Origin of the sequence: Methylobacterium nodulans ORS 2060 (assembly GCF_000022085.1) — a bacterium.
Taxonomy (GTDB): Bacteria; Pseudomonadota; Alphaproteobacteria; order Rhizobiales; family Beijerinckiaceae; genus Methylobacterium; species Methylobacterium nodulans.
On the sequence record NC_011894.1, the window covers coordinates 7,696,401 to 7,712,160 of the forward strand.

The window sequence follows — 15,760 nt, forward strand, 5'->3', positions numbered from 1 at the left end:
TTATTCGCACCCGCCCTTAACCACGCGCAGCCCCATAAGCCCCGGAGGTAGATCCGGCGGCCTCCTGGGCTGCTCCAGATCCACGAATGATGCCTTGCACTTCGGAACGTACTGGTTGCCCGGCCGAAGCCGCCGGGACGGCCGCCACGGGCAATCGAACGCGATCCGATCCAACACCTCGTCCAGGCCCATCTCCGGGCCGAACTTCGCCGCGAGCCGTGCCAGCCGATAGGTGCCCTGCCGGTGAGGACAGAGCGTGCAGGCGACCCGAACGACGACATACGGATAGCTCGCGAGGCTGCGTGGCTCCAGAGCGTCCTCAGACATCGTGGAGGCGGTTCCGGACGTAGCCGAGCGAGATCAGGCGGCTGCGCTCACGCGTGCGCCGCTCCGCGTCCATGAGGTCCGCCAGCGCGTCGGTTATCGCGCACCGGAGGGCCAGTTCGGGATCGCCAGCCGCCCTGGACAGGTAGGCCGCCGCGATCTCCTCAACCGGCGAGGAGTTGGACGCTTGGGCACTCTGGGGTGCTGATGCCTTGGCCATGGCTGTCCCGTCCGACTCAGATGAGAACGAAACAGGAACACGCCACGGGGCGTCCGGTTCGGTCAAGGGCGCTTAGGGATGTGGATAGCTGTGGAAAACCTGACCAGTTCGAAATGGGTCAATGAGCTGGTGCGCCCCAGCACTCCGACACGACGGTCCGCATGCGACGGAGATCTCACCACAGGTTGGTTCCTCGCCGGAGTACACCATGATCAAGCGCTCGCTCGCCGCTGCTGGGATCGCTACCCTCGGGCTAGCCACTGTCGCGCACGCGAACCTCAGCCTGAGCCAGCCCACCCCACCGGCCCCTCAGCCCACCGCTTGGGCCGAACCTACTCCTGCGCAGGCGGCAACGCGCACCCCGCCCAAGGTCTACGCTGAGGTGACAACCTTAGCCTCCACGACTCAGAGCGATGCCGACGAACAGCCTCAGGCCAGCAGGCCCGCTCCGCGCGTGATCGACTTGCCCCGGGCCGATGCGCCGAACCAGGGCTACGTGCCGGCCCCGGCTGGGGTGGCTCAGCCCGAGGGTTATCCCGCCGCGAACGAGCCGGTGGTCGCGCCGCGCAGGGTCCGTACCCCGGCGAGGGAAGTTGTCGAGGCTCCGTCCGACTATCGCCGGCCGGACCGCCCCGTCGGCTATCGCGCTGCGAAGTGGAATGGGGGCGGGGGCGCGACCTGGAAGACCGGGCGGGACGCTTACGGCTTCGAGGGCACGTTCGGCGGCTGTCATTTCACGGGCTTCAGCGGTCCGCACGGGTTCAAGCTCGATCGGAGCTGCCGGTAACCGGCGGACCGGCCGCCGGCTCAGTGTTGTGTCAGTGCCAGCTGTTTTGTGACCTGGCGGCCCGTGCCATCGCGATCAGCTCATGCCCGCTGAGACTGCGGCCGGCCGAAACGTCATTCAGCAGCCTGAGTGCAGCGATTGCTATTCGATCAGGCTGCCTCGCTTGGCGCCAGTCGGCAATCCTCGCCCGCAGCTTGCTTGCTAGGCTCATTGGCATGGCCCTCCGCAATTCAGCTTGGCCGTAGCCTAGCGAAATCGTGGCGGTTGGAAAGAGGGGGAGCCTTCGCCAGTGACATCTATTCCACCGAGCCAGCAAGGCGCCTTCATACCCATCGACAAGCCAGGGCGATGCGTTCGGTGATCGGCCCTGCCGCCAATCTCTGCTTCTGACGTCGATGGATTGAGGAACCCTGCACTGCAACACGTGCTATTGCGGTGCGACACATTCCCGTGCGTTTCCTCTCTAGACTCGGGCCGCCCCGCCGGCCCGGCCGCCACTCCCCGCCTCGGCTCTGCGTCTGCGCGCATATCAACGCGTCCGCTGCGGATCTTCCTGCCAGGGTAGAAGATGATTCCGCAGCAAGCATCAATAAAATAGGCGTCACGCGACGTCACTAGTCACTTTACGCTGTCCAATAGAGGATCTTCCCTACCCTCATGGAAAATAACCGACAATTTGTCGGTGGCCTAATCCATCTTAACTCTTGTTATGCCTGGGCAAAAATGCAACTAACAGGCGACCCGATCAAGGGCCTGCCAGCCTCGATCGGGTCTGACCACTGTCGCACTGCGGGTACGACCATGGCTGAATTCGATTATAATGCGTTTCACACGTGGAGTCAGGAGCCGGACTTGAAAGCGCTCGACTTTCGGGCGCTGGCAGATCGGCATGATCAGATCGCGTGTTGGCAGATAGAAGTGCGCGCTGCCTTCCCTCTTATCGAGAAGGCAGTACCCGAAGGCGTCTTCTGGCACTGGCTCTGCCACCGTTGCGACGAGATAGAGGACATGCGCCGCGCCGTCGTGGCGGAGTTAGCCCAGTGCGAGCCACGGGACGCGGCCGAGTGGGTCGAGCTGTGGGCTATCCTTGCCTACGATCACGGTCGTCGCGCCTACTATGGGGATCTGGTCGATCCGGCTGAGTAGGACGCGCAACACCGCGGAGCAGGAACGTCGGCATGGCAGCGCGGGGCTCGCAGGCGTGCCGGCGTTCCGCGTGCCGTGTCTTCGGAGCCGCCGTGTCTTCGCAGCCGATGTTCCGCGTGCTGCCAGCGCCAACGTGGTGGAGCGAAGCTGCGATATCACACAATAGTTGTTACGCCGCTTAAGTCTTTGATTTGACTCGCACTTGCGGGGCTCTCCGCAGTCCCATACCCCACAGCGTAAACTGGAGGGTGCGGCGCTAGTAGCTTGAAACCTTTCGTAATGCACCCCACTGTCGCCGGCAGGCACGCAGGTGTGCCGAGATAGGGGAAGTGCATGAGACGGAAGATCAGCGACCGCGACGCGGTCGTGGAGGTTCTGACGAAGACGATGGTGCCGCCGCGCGTGGTCGCGGCGGCGATGAACGTCGGGGAGAGGTCCATCTACTCGGCAATCCGGAAGGGGATCATCCCGGCGGTGCCGGTCGGGCGCGGGAAGCTCATCCCGACGCTGCCGATCAGGAAGATGCTGGCCCTGCCGGCGGAGGCTCCGCGCGCCAGCTAAGTAGACCCACAGACAAAGGAGCAGACTTCAGGCCGCCTCGGCGACGAGGCACGGTTCAACAACCCATGCCCACAAAGGAGAGCCCCGTCAGGGGTTTTACCTGCGGGGCTCAATAAGTGTAATCTCTATGCTTGAATTTAGCGTTACTCAGGCGCTGTGTCAAGACGCGCCTGACGAGCACTTTGCCGCGGCTTCTCTCATCGGGAGCGACGCACCGCCGATGGGCAGCGTCGAGGCGGCGCCCGCCTGCGCGGCGCTGACCGTCATTCGGTCGGCCGACCCAAGCCACGTCGGCAAGCGGTTCTTCCTCGACCAGGGCGGTAAGCTCGACAAGAGGGCCGTCGCGCACGTCACCGCCGGTGTGGCGCAGACCCGGGCCGTGCCTGACGCGGAGGCGCTGGCGGCGCTCCTGACGGAGGTGACCGAGAGCACCGACCTCGCCTTCTGCTCGGGGACCTTCCACGGCGCGGGCGACGAGCCCTTCCGGCAGGTGACCGAGCGGCGGCTCGCCGATCTGCTGGGCAGCGCCGGAGCGCCGCCCGGCGGGGTCCAGACGATCGGCGGCGAGCGCGTCGCCGCCCGCGTCAAGCGCGGCATCGATCCTTCGCCCTGGCTGCTGCTCGACGCCGACGATCCCGCCGGGATGCGCGCGGAGTGGGTCGGCATGCCGATCGCCGGGCGACTGGAGCTGCTGGAGGCGATCATCCCCGGTGTCTCGTCGGTGGAGCGCGTCGAGTACCGCTCATCCACCGCGCGGGTGAGCAAGATTGGCGAGCCCCCTGGGGAGCGTACACATGCGTGGATCCGGGTGAGCCACCCCGAGAAGATCGAGCGGTTGCGCGCGGCGGTGCGGATCGCGGCCGTGAACGCCGACCTCGCCTTCGCTTCTCCCCGCTACAGCCGCACCGAGCCGGGCAAGGTCACGGGGAGCGACTGGCGGACGCTGATCGACCTCGCGGTCTGGGACCACGGGCGTCTCGTCTTCGTCGCGCGTCCCGACGTGCAGGACGCACCTGGGCGCGAGGTGCACGACGCCGGCGTGCGGATCGTGAATGCGGGGGGGCGGCCCGCTCGACCTCTCGTGGGTGGAGCTGCCCGACACGCGGGCGTGCGACACGTACAGGGAGCGCACCGGCCGGGCGATCAGCTTCAGCGACGACGGCGTGACGATCACCGCCCACGACGAGTCCTCGCTCCGTCGGGACACGGAGATCGAGCGCCGGGGCGTCGTGAGGACGCTTGAGGAGTGGCTCCCGGACATCCCAGCCGGCGGCAAGCTGCGCTGCGAGGCGCCTTTCAGGGAGTCCAGTAGCGAGGCCGCTTTCATCGCCCTCAACGACGGGGGTCGGCCCTTCATCCACGACGTCGGCTCGGGCACGACCTACTGGCTGGACCTGGTGGAATATTTTTTCAAGGACATCGATCTGGATGCGCCCCTTCCGGAGGCGTTCCTTAAATCAGAGGCCGAGGCACCGATCGCGGTCCAGCCTGAGCCGGCAGCCCCGCCCCGCAGGCTGAAGCTCATCTCGTTCGACGAAGCCGCAGATACTGCCCTCGGATCAAGCCTCAAACCTCTCGTGAAAGGCTTGCTCGACATGGGCACCCTGTCGGTTCTGTACGGGAAGTCCGGAGCCGGGAAGACCTTCGTGGCGACTAGCTTGGCGTACCATGTCGCCCGCGGGCTACCGTGGGACGGGATGCGCACGACCAAGGTTCCCGTCCTCTACGTGGCCGCCGAGGGCGGAGTAGGCGCGAGGCGCCGAGCGAGCGCGCTGAAGGCGAAGCACGGCTCCTGTTCGGACTTCCACTACGTGCTCTCGTCGGTGAACCTGCTGAAGGCAGGGGAGGACATGGCGGATCTGATCGCCGCGGCCGACGAGATCCCGGGTCTCGGCCTCATCGTCATCGACACGCTCTCGCGCGTGATGTCGGGCGGCGACGAGAACAGCTCCGTCGATATGGGCGGGCTGGTCAAGAACCTCGACCTGATCCGCCATCACACCAAGGCGCACGTCATGGTCGTCCACCACTCCGGGAAGGATCAAGCCAAGGGCGCTCGCGGTCACTCGCTCCTGCGCGCCGCGCTCGACACCGAGCTGGAGGTCGCGGATCGCGAGATCACGGTGCAGAAGCAGCGCGACATGGATCAGAGCTGGTCGGCCCAGTTCGACCTGGAAGTGATTCCCCTCGGGCACGACGAGGAGGGTGACCTGATCACGTCCTGCGTGATGTGCTTCGTCGAGGGCCGCAAGGTCGTGGTTGGCGTACCAACCGACCGCGAGAGCGAGATCCTGAAAGCCCTGAAGCTGATCCTCGCCACGAGGCCCGACCCCGATACGGGCGTGACGGTGGCGGAGCTGGCCCATGCTTGTGGTCGGGGCACCGACGACAAGGCGCTGGACGGCCTGCGAAGCGCTCTGAAGCGGATGGCGACCAAGAACTTGGTCGCGAAAACGGCCGCCGGGCGGTGGTTGGTCGGGCCGATTTCCGACTAGTCGGAGGCCCAAAAAACGGAGGCGTTTAGTCGGAGGATCCGACTACGCCCGACTAAGCTGCTTTGTCGGAGGGCCGGCACTAAAACGTTACTATAACAAAGGCTTAGCGCTGGCCCGACTGCATCCGACTAAGAACCGACTAACCCGCGCCGGACGATCCGACTAACCGACTACCCCCTATAGAAGGGTAGTCGGTTGGTTGGTCCGGTGGCCGGCAGGCCCTTGGCCTTCATCTTCACGACGAGATCACCTTGCCTACGACGACGAACCCCACCCACAAACCGGGCCGATCGTCCGCACCCCCGACCCTGACCCCGCAGCAGCGCGACGACGTCGCCGGCCTGGAGCGGGTGCTCGACTTCCTCGCCGCGACGCGCATCGACCATGAGACCCGCGTCGCCGATGCGCGTCGCGCGCGAGGCGAGCGCCCGGCCTATCGCTTCCTCACGGTCGACGACTGCCGGGACCTCTCCCGCCGCGGCCTCGACGACCTTCTCGAAGATCCGGTCGGGCACGCCCTCGACGGCGCGATCCGCGATGTCGGCCGGTTCTTAGCCCCGATCGGCGGCGTCGCCCTGATGCACGCCACGCTGGAGCGTGTGGCCGAGAACGCGGACCATCCGGCCGGGCGTGTCCGGTCCCTCGTCGCGGCCCGGTGGGACGGCATCAGCGACGGCGGTGGCGGCGACGTGGTGGACTTGAGCGCAAAGGCCAGGAAGGCGCCCGGGGCCTTCGGCCGGGGACGTGGCGTTGCTCAGCACCGCAGCGTGTCGCGGGCCGTAGGGCCGCTACGTCCTCTTCAGGCCGGCAGGGCTGGGCCAGTGCAGGAAGCTTGGCGGCCAGATCTTCTTGGGCGACGTCCCCGCGCTGACAGCCTGGTTCGGTGCAGCCTGAGGCGCACTCATGCGATCGGAGCCGTGGGTGACCAGCGCGATCACCACGAGCGCGGCGAGGAAGGCGAGACGACCCTTGAGACGCGACATGGCCTACCTCCCGACTTGGGGCGGTATGACGCGATGATGCGCCAACCACCGGACCGGTTCCAGCACGGCCGCAGATCGATCTGCCGGCCCATGGAGAGCGTTTCGCCGTCTCGACCTCAAGGGGCCCAACCCGAGACAGCGAAACGGCCGCCACGGGCCTTCTGAGCGGAAATCGGAACCGTCCGCCGCGTAAGACCAATTCCCCGCCAGGAGGAGCGCACCATGACAGACACTGACCTCAGCAAGCCTGGTGACAAAGCCCCGCCCGGCACGCCTGGTACTGGCGAGAATATTTGCCCGCGCTGCCACGGTACCGGCAAGTTCAACGCTGTGCCCTGTCCTGATTGTGCGGGCACCGGTAAGATCACGGAGCCGATCGGCGGCGCCTGATCCGGTAAATGGCGGGGCAGATCCGCAAACTTCGCGGATCTGTCCACTGCAATCATGTGCCATTTTGTCCCGAAAAGTGCGTTAGTCTTGATGCTGCCGCAAAGGCGTATTAGCTAACCTGAGACGACGTGTTGGCGCTGCGGGATGTGGTCGCCGCACGCGACGTCGAAGCGCTCGACTTTGACCTACACGGGCTCGGCGAGGACGCCAGTCGCATCTAGGAGCCCGTCCGAGTAAGTACCTCGACGGCGGCGCTTTGGGATGATTCACTCGGCTCATGGCCAAGGTGTTTCGCTCCTGGGACGTCGATCAGGGCTGGCTGCTGCCACCCTCGCTGCATGAGTTCGTGCCGCCCGGGCACATGGCGCACTTCGTGCGCGATACGGTGCGCGAGGCGCTCGACCTCTCAGCCATTCTCGACACCTACACCGAGGAGCGCGGCTACCCGCCCTACCATCCCGGCATGATGGTGGCCCTGCTCCTCTACGGCTACAGCCGCGGTCTGTACTCGTCGCGTCAGCTCGCCCGCGCCTGCGAGGAGCGGGTTGACTTCATGGCCGTGACCGGCCTGAACCGGCCCGACTTCCGCACCATCGCTGACTTCCGCAAGCGGCATCTGACGGCGCTCTCGGACCTGTTCGTGCAGGTGCTGCGGCTGTGCCGGGCGGCCGGGCTGGTCGGCTTTGCCCACGTGGCGGTGGACGGCACCAAGCTGAAGGCCAACGCCTCGCGCCACAAGGCGATGAGCTACGGCCGGATGAAGGCGGCCGAGTCGACGCTGGCCGCCGAGGTCGAGGCTTGGCTGGATCAAGCGCGCGAGGCCGACGCGGCGGAGGATCGGGCTCATGGGACCGACCATCGTGGCGACGAGACACCGGCCTGGATGGCCGACAAGCAGCGGCGGCTGGAGACGATCCGCGCCGCCAAGGCCGCGTTGGAGGCAGAGGCTGCCGATCCGCCCGATCCGGAGGACGAGGACGGGCCGGGGGCCTCGTCGGGCATGCGCTGGCAAGGTCGGCCCTTGCGGGGCGAGGACGGCGGTCCGCCCGACCGGGCGCAGCGCAACTTCACCGACCCGGACAGCCGCATCCTGCCCACGCGCGACGGGTTCGTGCAGGGCTACAACGGCCAGATTGCGGTTGATGCGGCCCATCAGGTGATCGTCGCGCATCGGCTCGTGACGAACCCCGCCGACTCGCGCGCTCTCGTGCCGCTCGTCGACGGCGTCTGCACCCATCTCGGGCGCAAGCCGCGGGAGGTCTCCGGAGATGCCGGCTTTGCCACCGAGGCGAACCTGGCCGCGCTGCAGGAGCGACGGATCACAGCCTATCTCGCTCCGGGCCGTGCCCGTCACGGCGAGGCGGATGCAGCAGGTCGCCGGAGGCTGACGAAGATGCCCCTGATGAGCGCGATGGCCGTCCGCCTGAAGCGGGCTGGGCGCCGGAGCCGTTACCGTCTCAGGAAGCAGGTCGTCGAGCCGGTGTTCGGGCAGATCAAGCAGGCCAGAGGCTTCCGACAGTTCCTGCTACGTGGGCTCGATCAGGTCCGCGGCGAGTGGGCGATGATCTGCACCGCCCATAACCTCCTGAAGCTGGCGCAGGCCGCGCGCTGAGCCTGTGGCGCAGGAGCCATCCGCCCAGATCTCAACCTTAGTCCCAACGCATCAAACCGTTACTCGGACGGGCTCCTAGTTGAGTAGGGGCATAAACAAAAAATGTTGTCCGAAAATTTGCAACAGGGTGACTTATTGCAGTTGTGCGGTGACCGCATCCACCCCCGCCACCGGGAAGAACCTACCCCTCGGCCCTCGGGTCCTCCTCGTAGCTCCCACCCTACGGGTGACGGACGAGGCCCGACACTTGGCTAGGTGCAGACCATCATTTGCATACAACAGTGTTGCATCAATGTCTCACGACGACGAAGCTCTTATCTCGCCAAGTGCCGCCGCTACTACACTCGGGCTCAATAGGTCGACACTTTGCCGCCAGATCCGCAGCGGCCACATCCCAACGCACGACGGCAAGGTGCGACTGTCGGAAGTCCGCAAGGCCCGAGCCGAAAACCTCAAGCAGCCACGTGGCGGCCCACGGAAAGGCGCTGCGCCGTCACGCATGCAACATCACGATCCAGTCGCGGCGGCAGTGCTCGCCGTGCTACGCCACCACGCCCGCATCGTCGCCACGTCGGTGCTTGAGGCGGGCGGGTCGCTTGAGGTCGCCTTTGCGGCCTCGCGCATCGCGCACAGCCCCTTCCTCGAAGCGGCTCGCCTCGCCTTGGGCGACGAGGAAGGTGTGCTGGTGAGCCTGCCCGCCGATCAGGTCATCGAACCGGACTGGAGTGCACTCGCGAAAGCGGCAGATGTGTCGTGCGATCCGGCCGCCCTGAGGGCCTACCTCAACGGCCTGCCGGTCTGGTCGGACTCGGGCACGTCTCACTTTGAGTGTGCGGCCACATGTTCGGCCTGACGTTCACGGCCCGCTGATGGGCAGAACCATCAGGGCCCCCGTGATTGGGTCACCCGTCACTACGGCTTCCTGCATCCCTCTCGGGGTTACAGCCAATGTGGCGACCAGAATGCCGAGCGCCAGGGCCGCGACGCCCAACACGCCGCTCACCAGGTCAGCCCACTTCTCCAACCGCGCGATGACGAGCAAGCCGGCCACGAAGGCTCCGGTTGCGACGAGTAGAGGGCCAAAGGATGAGGACACCTGTTGGGCCTCCTGGACGCAGTACAGACAGAGAGAAGAACGCCTCTCGTGGCCCTGGGATCCCATCAAGCGGCATGTTCGCTTCGGCTCCTATTCACTTAGCCATTTCGTGCCGCCGTCCGACTGAATGCATCTTGCTTAGGCCCCAGTAGCCCAAGCCTGCGGCGATGATGATAAAGGGCGTGGCGACAATCACGGCCCCGAGTACCTCCGACCCTGTAAGCCACGCCAAGAACTTGACGGCGGCCACGAGCAACAGGAAGGCGCCACAGAACAGAAACACCGCACCTCCTCCGAAGGAAGAGCATAAGATCCTAGCCGTGCGGCTGATCTCGTCGAGTTCAGCCTTCAGCAGTGCAAACTGCTTAGTTGCCAAATCAGACGCTTGCTGTACAGCATCCAATAGCAGCCTACCGGTGCTTTTCCGGGGTTCCGTCTCAGCTTGATCCGCCTGCTCCATCGCCCCGCCGCAAAAACTTATTCAGTTCCGGCATGACAATCATTCTGGGTTCATGCTGTTCCGGTGCTGCGGCTTCCTTTTCAGCTACCAGCGCATATGGAGCGCGAAGCGCTCGAAGAGACCGGCGAGGCATTGGGCTTGCAGCCCGCGCCGGCTCTTCGGGCGCTTTGTCGCCGCGCTACACGACCGCGCCGGACGTGATCACCGGCCCCATCTCACTGATCACCTCAACCGCCGGCAGGAACATCGGCATGGGCCGATCGGCGCTGCGCCAGCGGTCAAGGAACTCGCCGAAGTGCGGTCGCGTCTCGCGCTCCGCCTCGAGGCACCGCACCAAGCTCTCGATAGAGGCGTTGTAGCCGTCCGCATCGGTCCGGCCGGTGAGCAGCGCCCACCGCGCATACACCGCAAACAGGTTCAGCGTATCGCTCTCACAATACGCCCTGACCTGATCGGTGCCACCCTGCTCGATCATCTCCTCGACCAGAGAGCCGTGGCCGCCAACCTTGCCGGGCAGGCCCAACGCGACGGCGACGTCCTCCATGCTCATCGACGCACAGGAGCGGTAGTCCGAGAGCTGCTCCATCAGGTCGCAATGCCAGTCCGGGGAGTAGCGCTGCGTGTAGCTCTCCCACCTCGTGCCGCTCGTGAACCACGGCGCCGCGCTGATCCCGTGGATCATGGCGCGGGAGCGGAGGACGGGCAGGTCGAACCCTTTCCCGTTCCAGGTCACCACGCGGGCGTGGCTGTTCGCGAAGTACTGCCAGAACCCGGCGAGCAACCGCTTCTCGTCCCAGTCGGCCCGGCCGCCGGTCCGGCAGCAGTTGACGATGTAGCGCTCCGTCCGGTCCGCACGGCGCACGATCTTGGCCTCAACGAGGGAGATCGCGACCACGCGATGCGTGATCGGCTGCGGGGGGAACTTGTCCTTGGGGTGATTGGGAATCAGCTCCCGATCGGGCACCGTCTCAATGTCGAAGGAGACCAGATGGCCGTGAGTGGTGGCATTGTCGAAGTAGGTCATAGCTGTCGTATCCTTACTCACGATCTTGTTCTGGTATGTGTCAGTTGCAGCTACGAAGCCTGATGGTTTCTAGCGCGCTATGAAGACTCTCTAGCTCAGCTTTTTCACGCATAAACTGCGCGGTCGTGAACGTCAGGTACGGCTTAACGCCCGCGCAGAACAGAACCTTGCCGATCGACAGCGCTACACATGCAGAGATGTGGTAGGCATTCGGAGGATACGGCCGGCTGCCGGATCCCGTGCGGGGGTTTCCACAGCGGAAGTTGAACCGCCACCGTCCACGGTTCGGGTGCAACTGATGCTTAGTCTGCACAAGGACTGGATGCATGCTGCCATCCTCGAACGTGAGGATGTGATCGAACGGTGCGGCACGACGAGTACCGTGCGCATCGAAGCCCTCTCTCAGGAAGAAGTGCGTGACATAGGCTTCGGCACTGTCTCCCCTCTGACAATCACGTGCCGCGTTAACCCTCATAATCGAGTTCATCGATACGGAACGAAACAAGTCGTATTGCATCTTGATGCCCAGCACCTGGATTGGAACTTGGACGCACGGAGCCGTTTCCTGTCCGCGTCGGCGGCAAGCTTGGGTGTCGTCCGGGTTGAATTTGCAGACCCCGCGAGGCCGAGCGGCGCCGTTGGCAGGCGCAGTGACCGCTGCCTACCCGGAATCAGATCGGCTCGAGGGCTTCAGGTGTCAGTGCTACGTGCTGTTCGCCATCATCGGCCGTCTCCTATCCGCAACCGATGCAGGACGGCTGGCACCGCCAATTGGCGGCAGCCAACTCGTCGGGTAGGATCAGCCCGCTTTGCAAGAGCATGGGCTTTCGTCCCACCGAGCCGCTGATCCCCTGCCAGGGATTGGCGGCTCTTCTGCATCCACGCCCCAATGCCGGGGGCTCGGCTACTCAGCGGCTCGGGGCATCCCGGCCGTTAACCATTCATAAACCAACGGCATTAACCGGTCCTTGCCGCGGACGGCGGCCGGTGCGGTCGTGATTCTCGACGGTGTCGTCGAGGATGCCGCTCCGCGCACCAGGATCAGCCGTCATGGGTAGGTTCATCCGGTCCCGCCTCCAATGCAATCGATGTCCCCAGCATTTTCACTACGCGAAGATTGTGGGGAACGATATCTCTCGCCCAGAAGTAGCAACGACCCAATTAGTGATGCATAGAGGCTACAAGGGATCGGTATAAAAACTCTATATCCATCAGATAGTTACCCGTCCGGGGTGCCCCTTTTGTCCCGGACAGGGCACACGCGGGTAATTTGGTAGGAAATATCACCTCCGGCCATTCACCTCCGCCGTATGCGAAATGGCTGGGCACTTTGGGGCAAAGCCGCAATCGGGCTCGGATTGCCCGCACGACAGATCACTAATCACGGCCGGCCCGAACTAGTCAAAGACGTTCCGATCGCTTCTAAGAGTCCGTCCGATAAGTCAAAGAGCGCGTCCGAGGCGCCGGACCAGGATCATGACCGCAGCGGCGTAAAGGAAGGCCTTGGCCGAGGCGCGGGTCGCTTCGGGATCCTTCCAGAGGCGGCGGTTGCGGCTGATCCAGGCGAAGAAGCGTTCAACGACCCATCTGCGCGGATGGACGGCAAAGCCGACCTGATCGGGTGGTTTGCGCACGATCTCGACCGTGATGATCGTCGCCGTAGCCGGGCCGTCACCGGCGTAGCCTGCATCGGCAAAGCTCTTGACGCTGAAAGGGAACACGCGACGGGACAGGCGCAGCACCGGCCCGGCGCCCTCGCGGTCCTGCCCATCCGCGGGCTGCGGATCGAGGATGAGGGCACGCCCGTCGGTGTCCACCAGGGCTTGGCGCTTGCGGCCCTTCACCTTCTTGCCCGCATCGTAGCCGCGCGGACCACCGCTTTCGGTCGTCTTCACGCTCTGACTGTCGAGCACAGCGACCGTGGGCGAGGCCTCCCGCCCAACGCGCTCGCGGTCGGCCATCACGAGATGATGGTTGATCCGGGCGAACAGTCCCTCATTGCGCCAGCGGCTGAAGGAACCGTAAGCCGTCGAGCGCGGCGGCAGGTCCTTGGGGATCAGGCGCCATGCGATGCCCCCGCGCAGAACATAAAAGATCGCATTCAGGATCTCACGCATCGTCCAGACCGGCGGGCGACCGAGGGAGGACGGCGCGGGCATGAGTGGGCCAATCACCGCCCACTCGGCATTGGTCAGATCGGTTTCGTAGCGCAGGCCCGCGCGGCTATGCTGCCGCCGGGTGGTCGGGGTCCACATGGCAGGTCCAGGTCAGGTTTCAGCACCCTCCTGGAAGCACCGCCATCCCGGCCACTCAACCCCTCTCGCGCCCTTTATCGGACGGGCTCTCAGCTCGACTTTGGCCCTTCAGGCGGCGTGGCACAGAGCGTAGGCCCAGGGTGATGGGAGGAGGAAGCGGCGTTTCGTTCGGTGTGCGCGGCGGCGTGACGATCTCAAACTCTGCTCGCGCCAGAGCACCCAGCGCACCACCGCCAGGGCGTCACTGAAGGTCGGCCGCGGCTTCAGGTACCATGCCGCCGTCGCGGCCTTCCGCCGGTCACGGGCGGGAACGCGGCTGGCCAGCAGCGTGACGCTGGAGACCAGCGCGAACAGGCAGGGCGTGGTGCGGGCGATCGCTGTGTCAGACCAGTGTCGCTGGGTCTCGACCCCCAGATGTGCTCGCAGCTCTTGGAAGGTCGCCTCGCCTCTCCAGCGGTGCACGAACCAGGCGACGACCTGCTCGGGATCGCGCGTCAGGTCGGTACACAGCAGCGCTTGAGGCGCAAAGCGCTGCTCGGGGTCGCGGATCAGCACCCAGCGGATCGGGACGGCTGGCAAACCGGCGTGGAACCAGACCGCAGTCTCAGAGGCGACCTCGATCGTGCGCTCGCCTGCACCATACCAATCTTGGACCACAACAGCCCGCCAAGCGGTGCTCGTGTCCGCCAGCACATCGAGCAGGGTCGGCAACCGCGCCCCTTTCCTGCGGGGACGGCCGATCGTGCGAGGCGAGCGGGGTGGCGCCGGCTCATAGAGCGCTGCATCGAGACGCAGGCGAGTGATCGCCGTGAGGCGGGCACGGCGCATCGCGTCGAGGAACAGCAGCGCCGAGAAGCCGCTGTCGCCCACCAGCACGAGGGCGCGCCCTGGCAGCCAGCGGCGCGCTTGGAGCGCGAGTTGGCGTCCGACCTCCAGCAGAGGCTTGTGCCGGCGCCCGTGCTCGCGGCAGGCGCGCTCGGAGGGCACGAGGGCGGTGAGGAACGGCAGCGCCCCGACCCGCGCGGCCCAGGGAATGGGCGCCAACAGCATCAGGCTCATCCAGCGCAGGCCGCTTGCCTTGACGAAGTGAGCCTCGGACGAGCGCACCGGATCACGGTCGATGCCGCGCGCCCGGATGCGCCGCCCCCATCGCCGCTCAATGGTGTCGTCCATGGCCAGCACCACCGGACCGCTCGGCACGAAGGCGTCGAGCAACTGGCCGAGCAGGATGCGAGCGCCCCGACGCGGGCTCCATGCGGCACGACTGAGAATACGGTGGAAGTTGACGAAGTGGCGGTCGTGAGCGCGGCCCATGATCCGCAGGAGGCTCGTCACCGTCCGGCGGCCCGGGGCCAGGATGGCGCCGATCAGCAGGAGTTGGGCGTGCCGCCAGGAGCGGTGGACGAACAACGGCGCGAACGCCAGGATGATCCCGGCGAAGCGGGCAGGCAGGGTCGCGGCATCGGGCGTCTCTGGTGAGGGACGCCGTCACCCTATCCGTCACGCCCGCTTCGTCACCCAAGCCCTGCTTCTCCCCTCGCGATTGGCCAAAGTCGAGCTCAGAACGCATCAGCGGGTTAGACATTCTCAATCGCCCTCTGAATGACCCGCTGGGCGACCTCCAAAACCTCGCCCTCGTTCTCGCACATCGCATCCACCTCAACGGTGCGCGACCCATCATAATTGCGCAGCGTCCACTCGTTCTCTTCGCATAGCGCCTCTAGGGCTTCTTCAGCGCAGCGGGCAATCTCCTCAGCGACATCTTGGTCTTCGCCGTGGGCATCAATGAGGTCGGAAATCAACTTGCGGGGGTTAAAGAAAAGCGTGGTCATCGCGGTAACTCCTTAATTGGTTCTAATCCTCTCTCCTTCCGCCCTCACCCGGGCACGAACGAGCCCCAAGCCGAGGAGCCGGGATGCCGATCCGGCCAAAGCACCGCTTCTTCTATCCCATCGACTGGCCACAACTCTCTAACGTCATCCGCTTCCGGCGGGCGTGAGGCCGCTGCGAGGCGTGGGGTCGCCCGCACCTTCAGCGGGGGTCTGTCACCTTGGCGACGGGCACTGGTGGGACGCCGAGAGCGGCTCCTGGCGTGATGATCAGGGACGGCGCCTTCGCAGGCGGCCGAAGGTAGAGGATCTCCTCGGCCATGTGCGCACAACGCGGGTCGTGCTGGCGACCGCGCACCGGGATCACGACACGAGCAACAATACGGATGCCAGCCTCGCGGCGTTCTGCCAACGCTGTCACATGCTGCACGATCGGGACGAGCACCAGCGGCGGCGTTGGCTCACCCTGTTTCGCCGCAAGGCGCTCGGTGACCTGTTTCGCGGGCCCTATCCCGCGAACTGAGGTGCGTCGTGGCACTCGCGTCCGGAACACCGCATCGAAAATCATCGAGCAGACC

Annotated in this window: 18 protein-coding genes and 1 pseudogene; 10 read left to right on the forward strand and 9 right to left on the reverse strand. The window is 65.4% G+C overall.

The features are described from left to right. Together MNOD_RS35910 and MNOD_RS35915 are read right to left on the reverse strand one after the other, a co-directional pair. Entirely contained in the window at positions 1-327 is a 327-nt protein-coding gene (locus MNOD_RS35910) for a hypothetical protein (RefSeq protein ID WP_015933876.1), read from the reverse strand. Then, entirely contained in the window at positions 320-544 is a 225-nt protein-coding gene (locus tag MNOD_RS35915) for a hypothetical protein (RefSeq protein WP_015933877.1), read from the reverse strand. Before MNOD_RS35915 ends, MNOD_RS35910 begins: the two co-directional genes overlap by 8 nt. A 454-nt stretch (positions 545-998) precedes the next feature. Between MNOD_RS35915 and MNOD_RS49615 the strand changes: the two genes are divergently transcribed. From MNOD_RS49615 to MNOD_RS47420, 9 genes are all read left to right on the forward strand, one after another. Then, positions 999-1,331, forward strand: coding sequence for a hypothetical protein (locus MNOD_RS49615; protein ID WP_244424628.1), 333 nt, complete (start codon positions 999-1,001; stop codon positions 1,329-1,331). A gap of 801 nt (positions 1,332-2,132) precedes the next feature. Then, entirely contained in the window at positions 2,133-2,477 is a 345-nt protein-coding gene (locus tag MNOD_RS35925; RefSeq protein ID WP_015933880.1) for a hypothetical protein, read from the forward strand. Positions 2,478-2,810: 333 nt separating this feature from the next. After that, positions 2,811-3,038, forward strand: coding sequence for a hypothetical protein (locus MNOD_RS35930; protein ID WP_015933881.1), 228 nt, complete (start codon positions 2,811-2,813; stop codon positions 3,036-3,038). A 220-nt stretch (positions 3,039-3,258) separates the two neighbouring features. Next, the gene (locus tag MNOD_RS48470) at positions 3,259-4,281 is read left to right on the forward strand and encodes a hypothetical protein (protein WP_043749995.1); all 1,023 of its coding nucleotides are present in this window, start codon (positions 3,259-3,261) and stop codon (positions 4,279-4,281) included. Beyond that, on the forward strand, positions 4,202-5,533 hold the full coding sequence (locus MNOD_RS42075; RefSeq protein WP_050783468.1) for an AAA family ATPase: 1,332 nt from the start codon (positions 4,202-4,204) through the stop codon (positions 5,531-5,533). Before MNOD_RS48470 ends, MNOD_RS42075 begins: the two co-directional genes overlap by 80 nt. Positions 5,534-5,784: 251 nt before the next feature. Beyond that, positions 5,785-6,681, forward strand: coding sequence for a hypothetical protein (locus MNOD_RS35945; protein ID WP_043749998.1), 897 nt, complete (start codon positions 5,785-5,787; stop codon positions 6,679-6,681). Positions 6,682-6,738: 57 nt separating this feature from the next. Continuing rightward, on the forward strand, positions 6,739-6,906 hold the full coding sequence (locus MNOD_RS48475; RefSeq protein ID WP_015933885.1) for a hypothetical protein: 168 nt from the start codon (positions 6,739-6,741) through the stop codon (positions 6,904-6,906). Between the two features lie 277 nt (positions 6,907-7,183). Next, a complete protein-coding gene (locus MNOD_RS35950; RefSeq protein WP_012631034.1) occupies positions 7,184-8,518 on the forward strand; it encodes an IS1182-like element ISMno38 family transposase in 1,335 nt (444 codons plus the stop codon). A 292-nt stretch (positions 8,519-8,810) separates the two neighbouring features. After that, a complete protein-coding gene (locus tag MNOD_RS47420) occupies positions 8,811-9,371 on the forward strand; it encodes a hypothetical protein (protein WP_157091634.1) in 561 nt (186 codons plus the stop codon). 3 nt (positions 9,372-9,374) lie between these two features. On the opposite strand, the gene MNOD_RS35960 is transcribed toward MNOD_RS47420, so the two are convergent. The 7 genes from MNOD_RS35960 to MNOD_RS35985 all read right to left on the reverse strand — a co-directional run bounded on the left by MNOD_RS35960 (position 9,375) and on the right by MNOD_RS35985 (position 15,185). Beyond that, positions 9,375-9,569 carry a hypothetical protein gene (locus MNOD_RS35960; protein ID WP_198157571.1) on the reverse strand — a complete coding sequence of 65 codons (195 nt, stop codon included), beginning with the start codon at positions 9,567-9,569 and terminating at the stop codon, positions 9,375-9,377. Positions 9,570-9,708: 139 nt separating this feature from the next. Further along, the gene (locus MNOD_RS35965; RefSeq protein WP_015933888.1) at positions 9,709-10,074 is read right to left on the reverse strand and encodes a phage holin family protein; all 366 of its coding nucleotides are present in this window, start codon (positions 10,072-10,074) and stop codon (positions 9,709-9,711) included. A 178-nt stretch (positions 10,075-10,252) separates the two neighbouring features. Further along, positions 10,253-11,098: a 3'-5' exonuclease gene (locus MNOD_RS35970; protein ID WP_015933889.1), complete on the reverse strand. Its 846-nt coding sequence runs from the start codon at positions 11,096-11,098 to the stop codon at positions 10,253-10,255. 40 nt (positions 11,099-11,138) lie between these two features. Further along, positions 11,139-11,630, reverse strand: coding sequence for a hypothetical protein (locus MNOD_RS47425; protein WP_157091635.1), 492 nt, complete (start codon positions 11,628-11,630; stop codon positions 11,139-11,141). A gap of 910 nt (positions 11,631-12,540) precedes the next feature. Next, the gene (locus tag MNOD_RS35975; RefSeq protein WP_015933891.1) at positions 12,541-13,353 is read right to left on the reverse strand and encodes an IS5 family transposase; all 813 of its coding nucleotides are present in this window, start codon (positions 13,351-13,353) and stop codon (positions 12,541-12,543) included. A gap of 108 nt (positions 13,354-13,461) precedes the next feature. Next, positions 13,462-14,763 (reverse strand): IS701 family transposase, encoded by a 1,302-nt coding sequence (locus MNOD_RS35980; protein WP_015933892.1) that lies wholly within the window; start codon positions 14,761-14,763, stop codon positions 13,462-13,464. A gap of 167 nt (positions 14,764-14,930) precedes the next feature. Next, on the reverse strand, positions 14,931-15,185 hold the full coding sequence (locus MNOD_RS35985; RefSeq protein WP_015933893.1) for a hypothetical protein: 255 nt from the start codon (positions 15,183-15,185) through the stop codon (positions 14,931-14,933). 83 nt (positions 15,186-15,268) lie between these two features. Here MNOD_RS35985 and MNOD_RS35990 point away from each other — a divergent pair. Continuing rightward, a pseudogene (locus MNOD_RS35990) lies at positions 15,269-15,705 on the forward strand (hypothetical protein). The last annotated feature ends 55 nt before the right edge of the window (positions 15,706-15,760 follow it).

Coding starts and splice junctions, on each gene's coding strand:
- MNOD_RS35910 (WP_015933876.1), bottom strand. CDS start 327: ATGTCTGAGGACGCTCTGGAGCCACGCAGCCTCGCGAGCTATCCGTAT.
- MNOD_RS35915 (WP_015933877.1), bottom strand. CDS start 544: ATGGCCAAGGCATCAGCACCCCAGAGTGCCCAAGCGTCCAACTCCTCG.
- MNOD_RS35925 (WP_015933880.1), top strand. CDS start 2,133: ATGGCTGAATTCGATTATAATGCGTTTCACACGTGGAGTCAGGAGCCG.
- MNOD_RS35930 (WP_015933881.1), top strand. CDS start 2,811: ATGAGACGGAAGATCAGCGACCGCGACGCGGTCGTGGAGGTTCTGACG.
- MNOD_RS48470 (WP_043749995.1), top strand. CDS start 3,259: ATGGGCAGCGTCGAGGCGGCGCCCGCCTGCGCGGCGCTGACCGTCATT.
- MNOD_RS48475 (WP_015933885.1), top strand. CDS start 6,739: ATGACAGACACTGACCTCAGCAAGCCTGGTGACAAAGCCCCGCCCGGC.
- MNOD_RS35950 (WP_012631034.1), top strand. CDS start 7,184: ATGGCCAAGGTGTTTCGCTCCTGGGACGTCGATCAGGGCTGGCTGCTG.
- MNOD_RS47420 (WP_157091634.1), top strand. CDS start 8,811: ATGTCTCACGACGACGAAGCTCTTATCTCGCCAAGTGCCGCCGCTACT.
- MNOD_RS35965 (WP_015933888.1), bottom strand. CDS start 10,074: ATGGAGCAGGCGGATCAAGCTGAGACGGAACCCCGGAAAAGCACCGGT.
- MNOD_RS35970 (WP_015933889.1), bottom strand. CDS start 11,098: ATGACCTACTTCGACAATGCCACCACTCACGGCCATCTGGTCTCCTTC.
- MNOD_RS35975 (WP_015933891.1), bottom strand. CDS start 13,353: ATGTGGACCCCGACCACCCGGCGGCAGCATAGCCGCGCGGGCCTGCGC.
- MNOD_RS35985 (WP_015933893.1), bottom strand. CDS start 15,185: ATGACCACGCTTTTCTTTAACCCCCGCAAGTTGATTTCCGACCTCATT.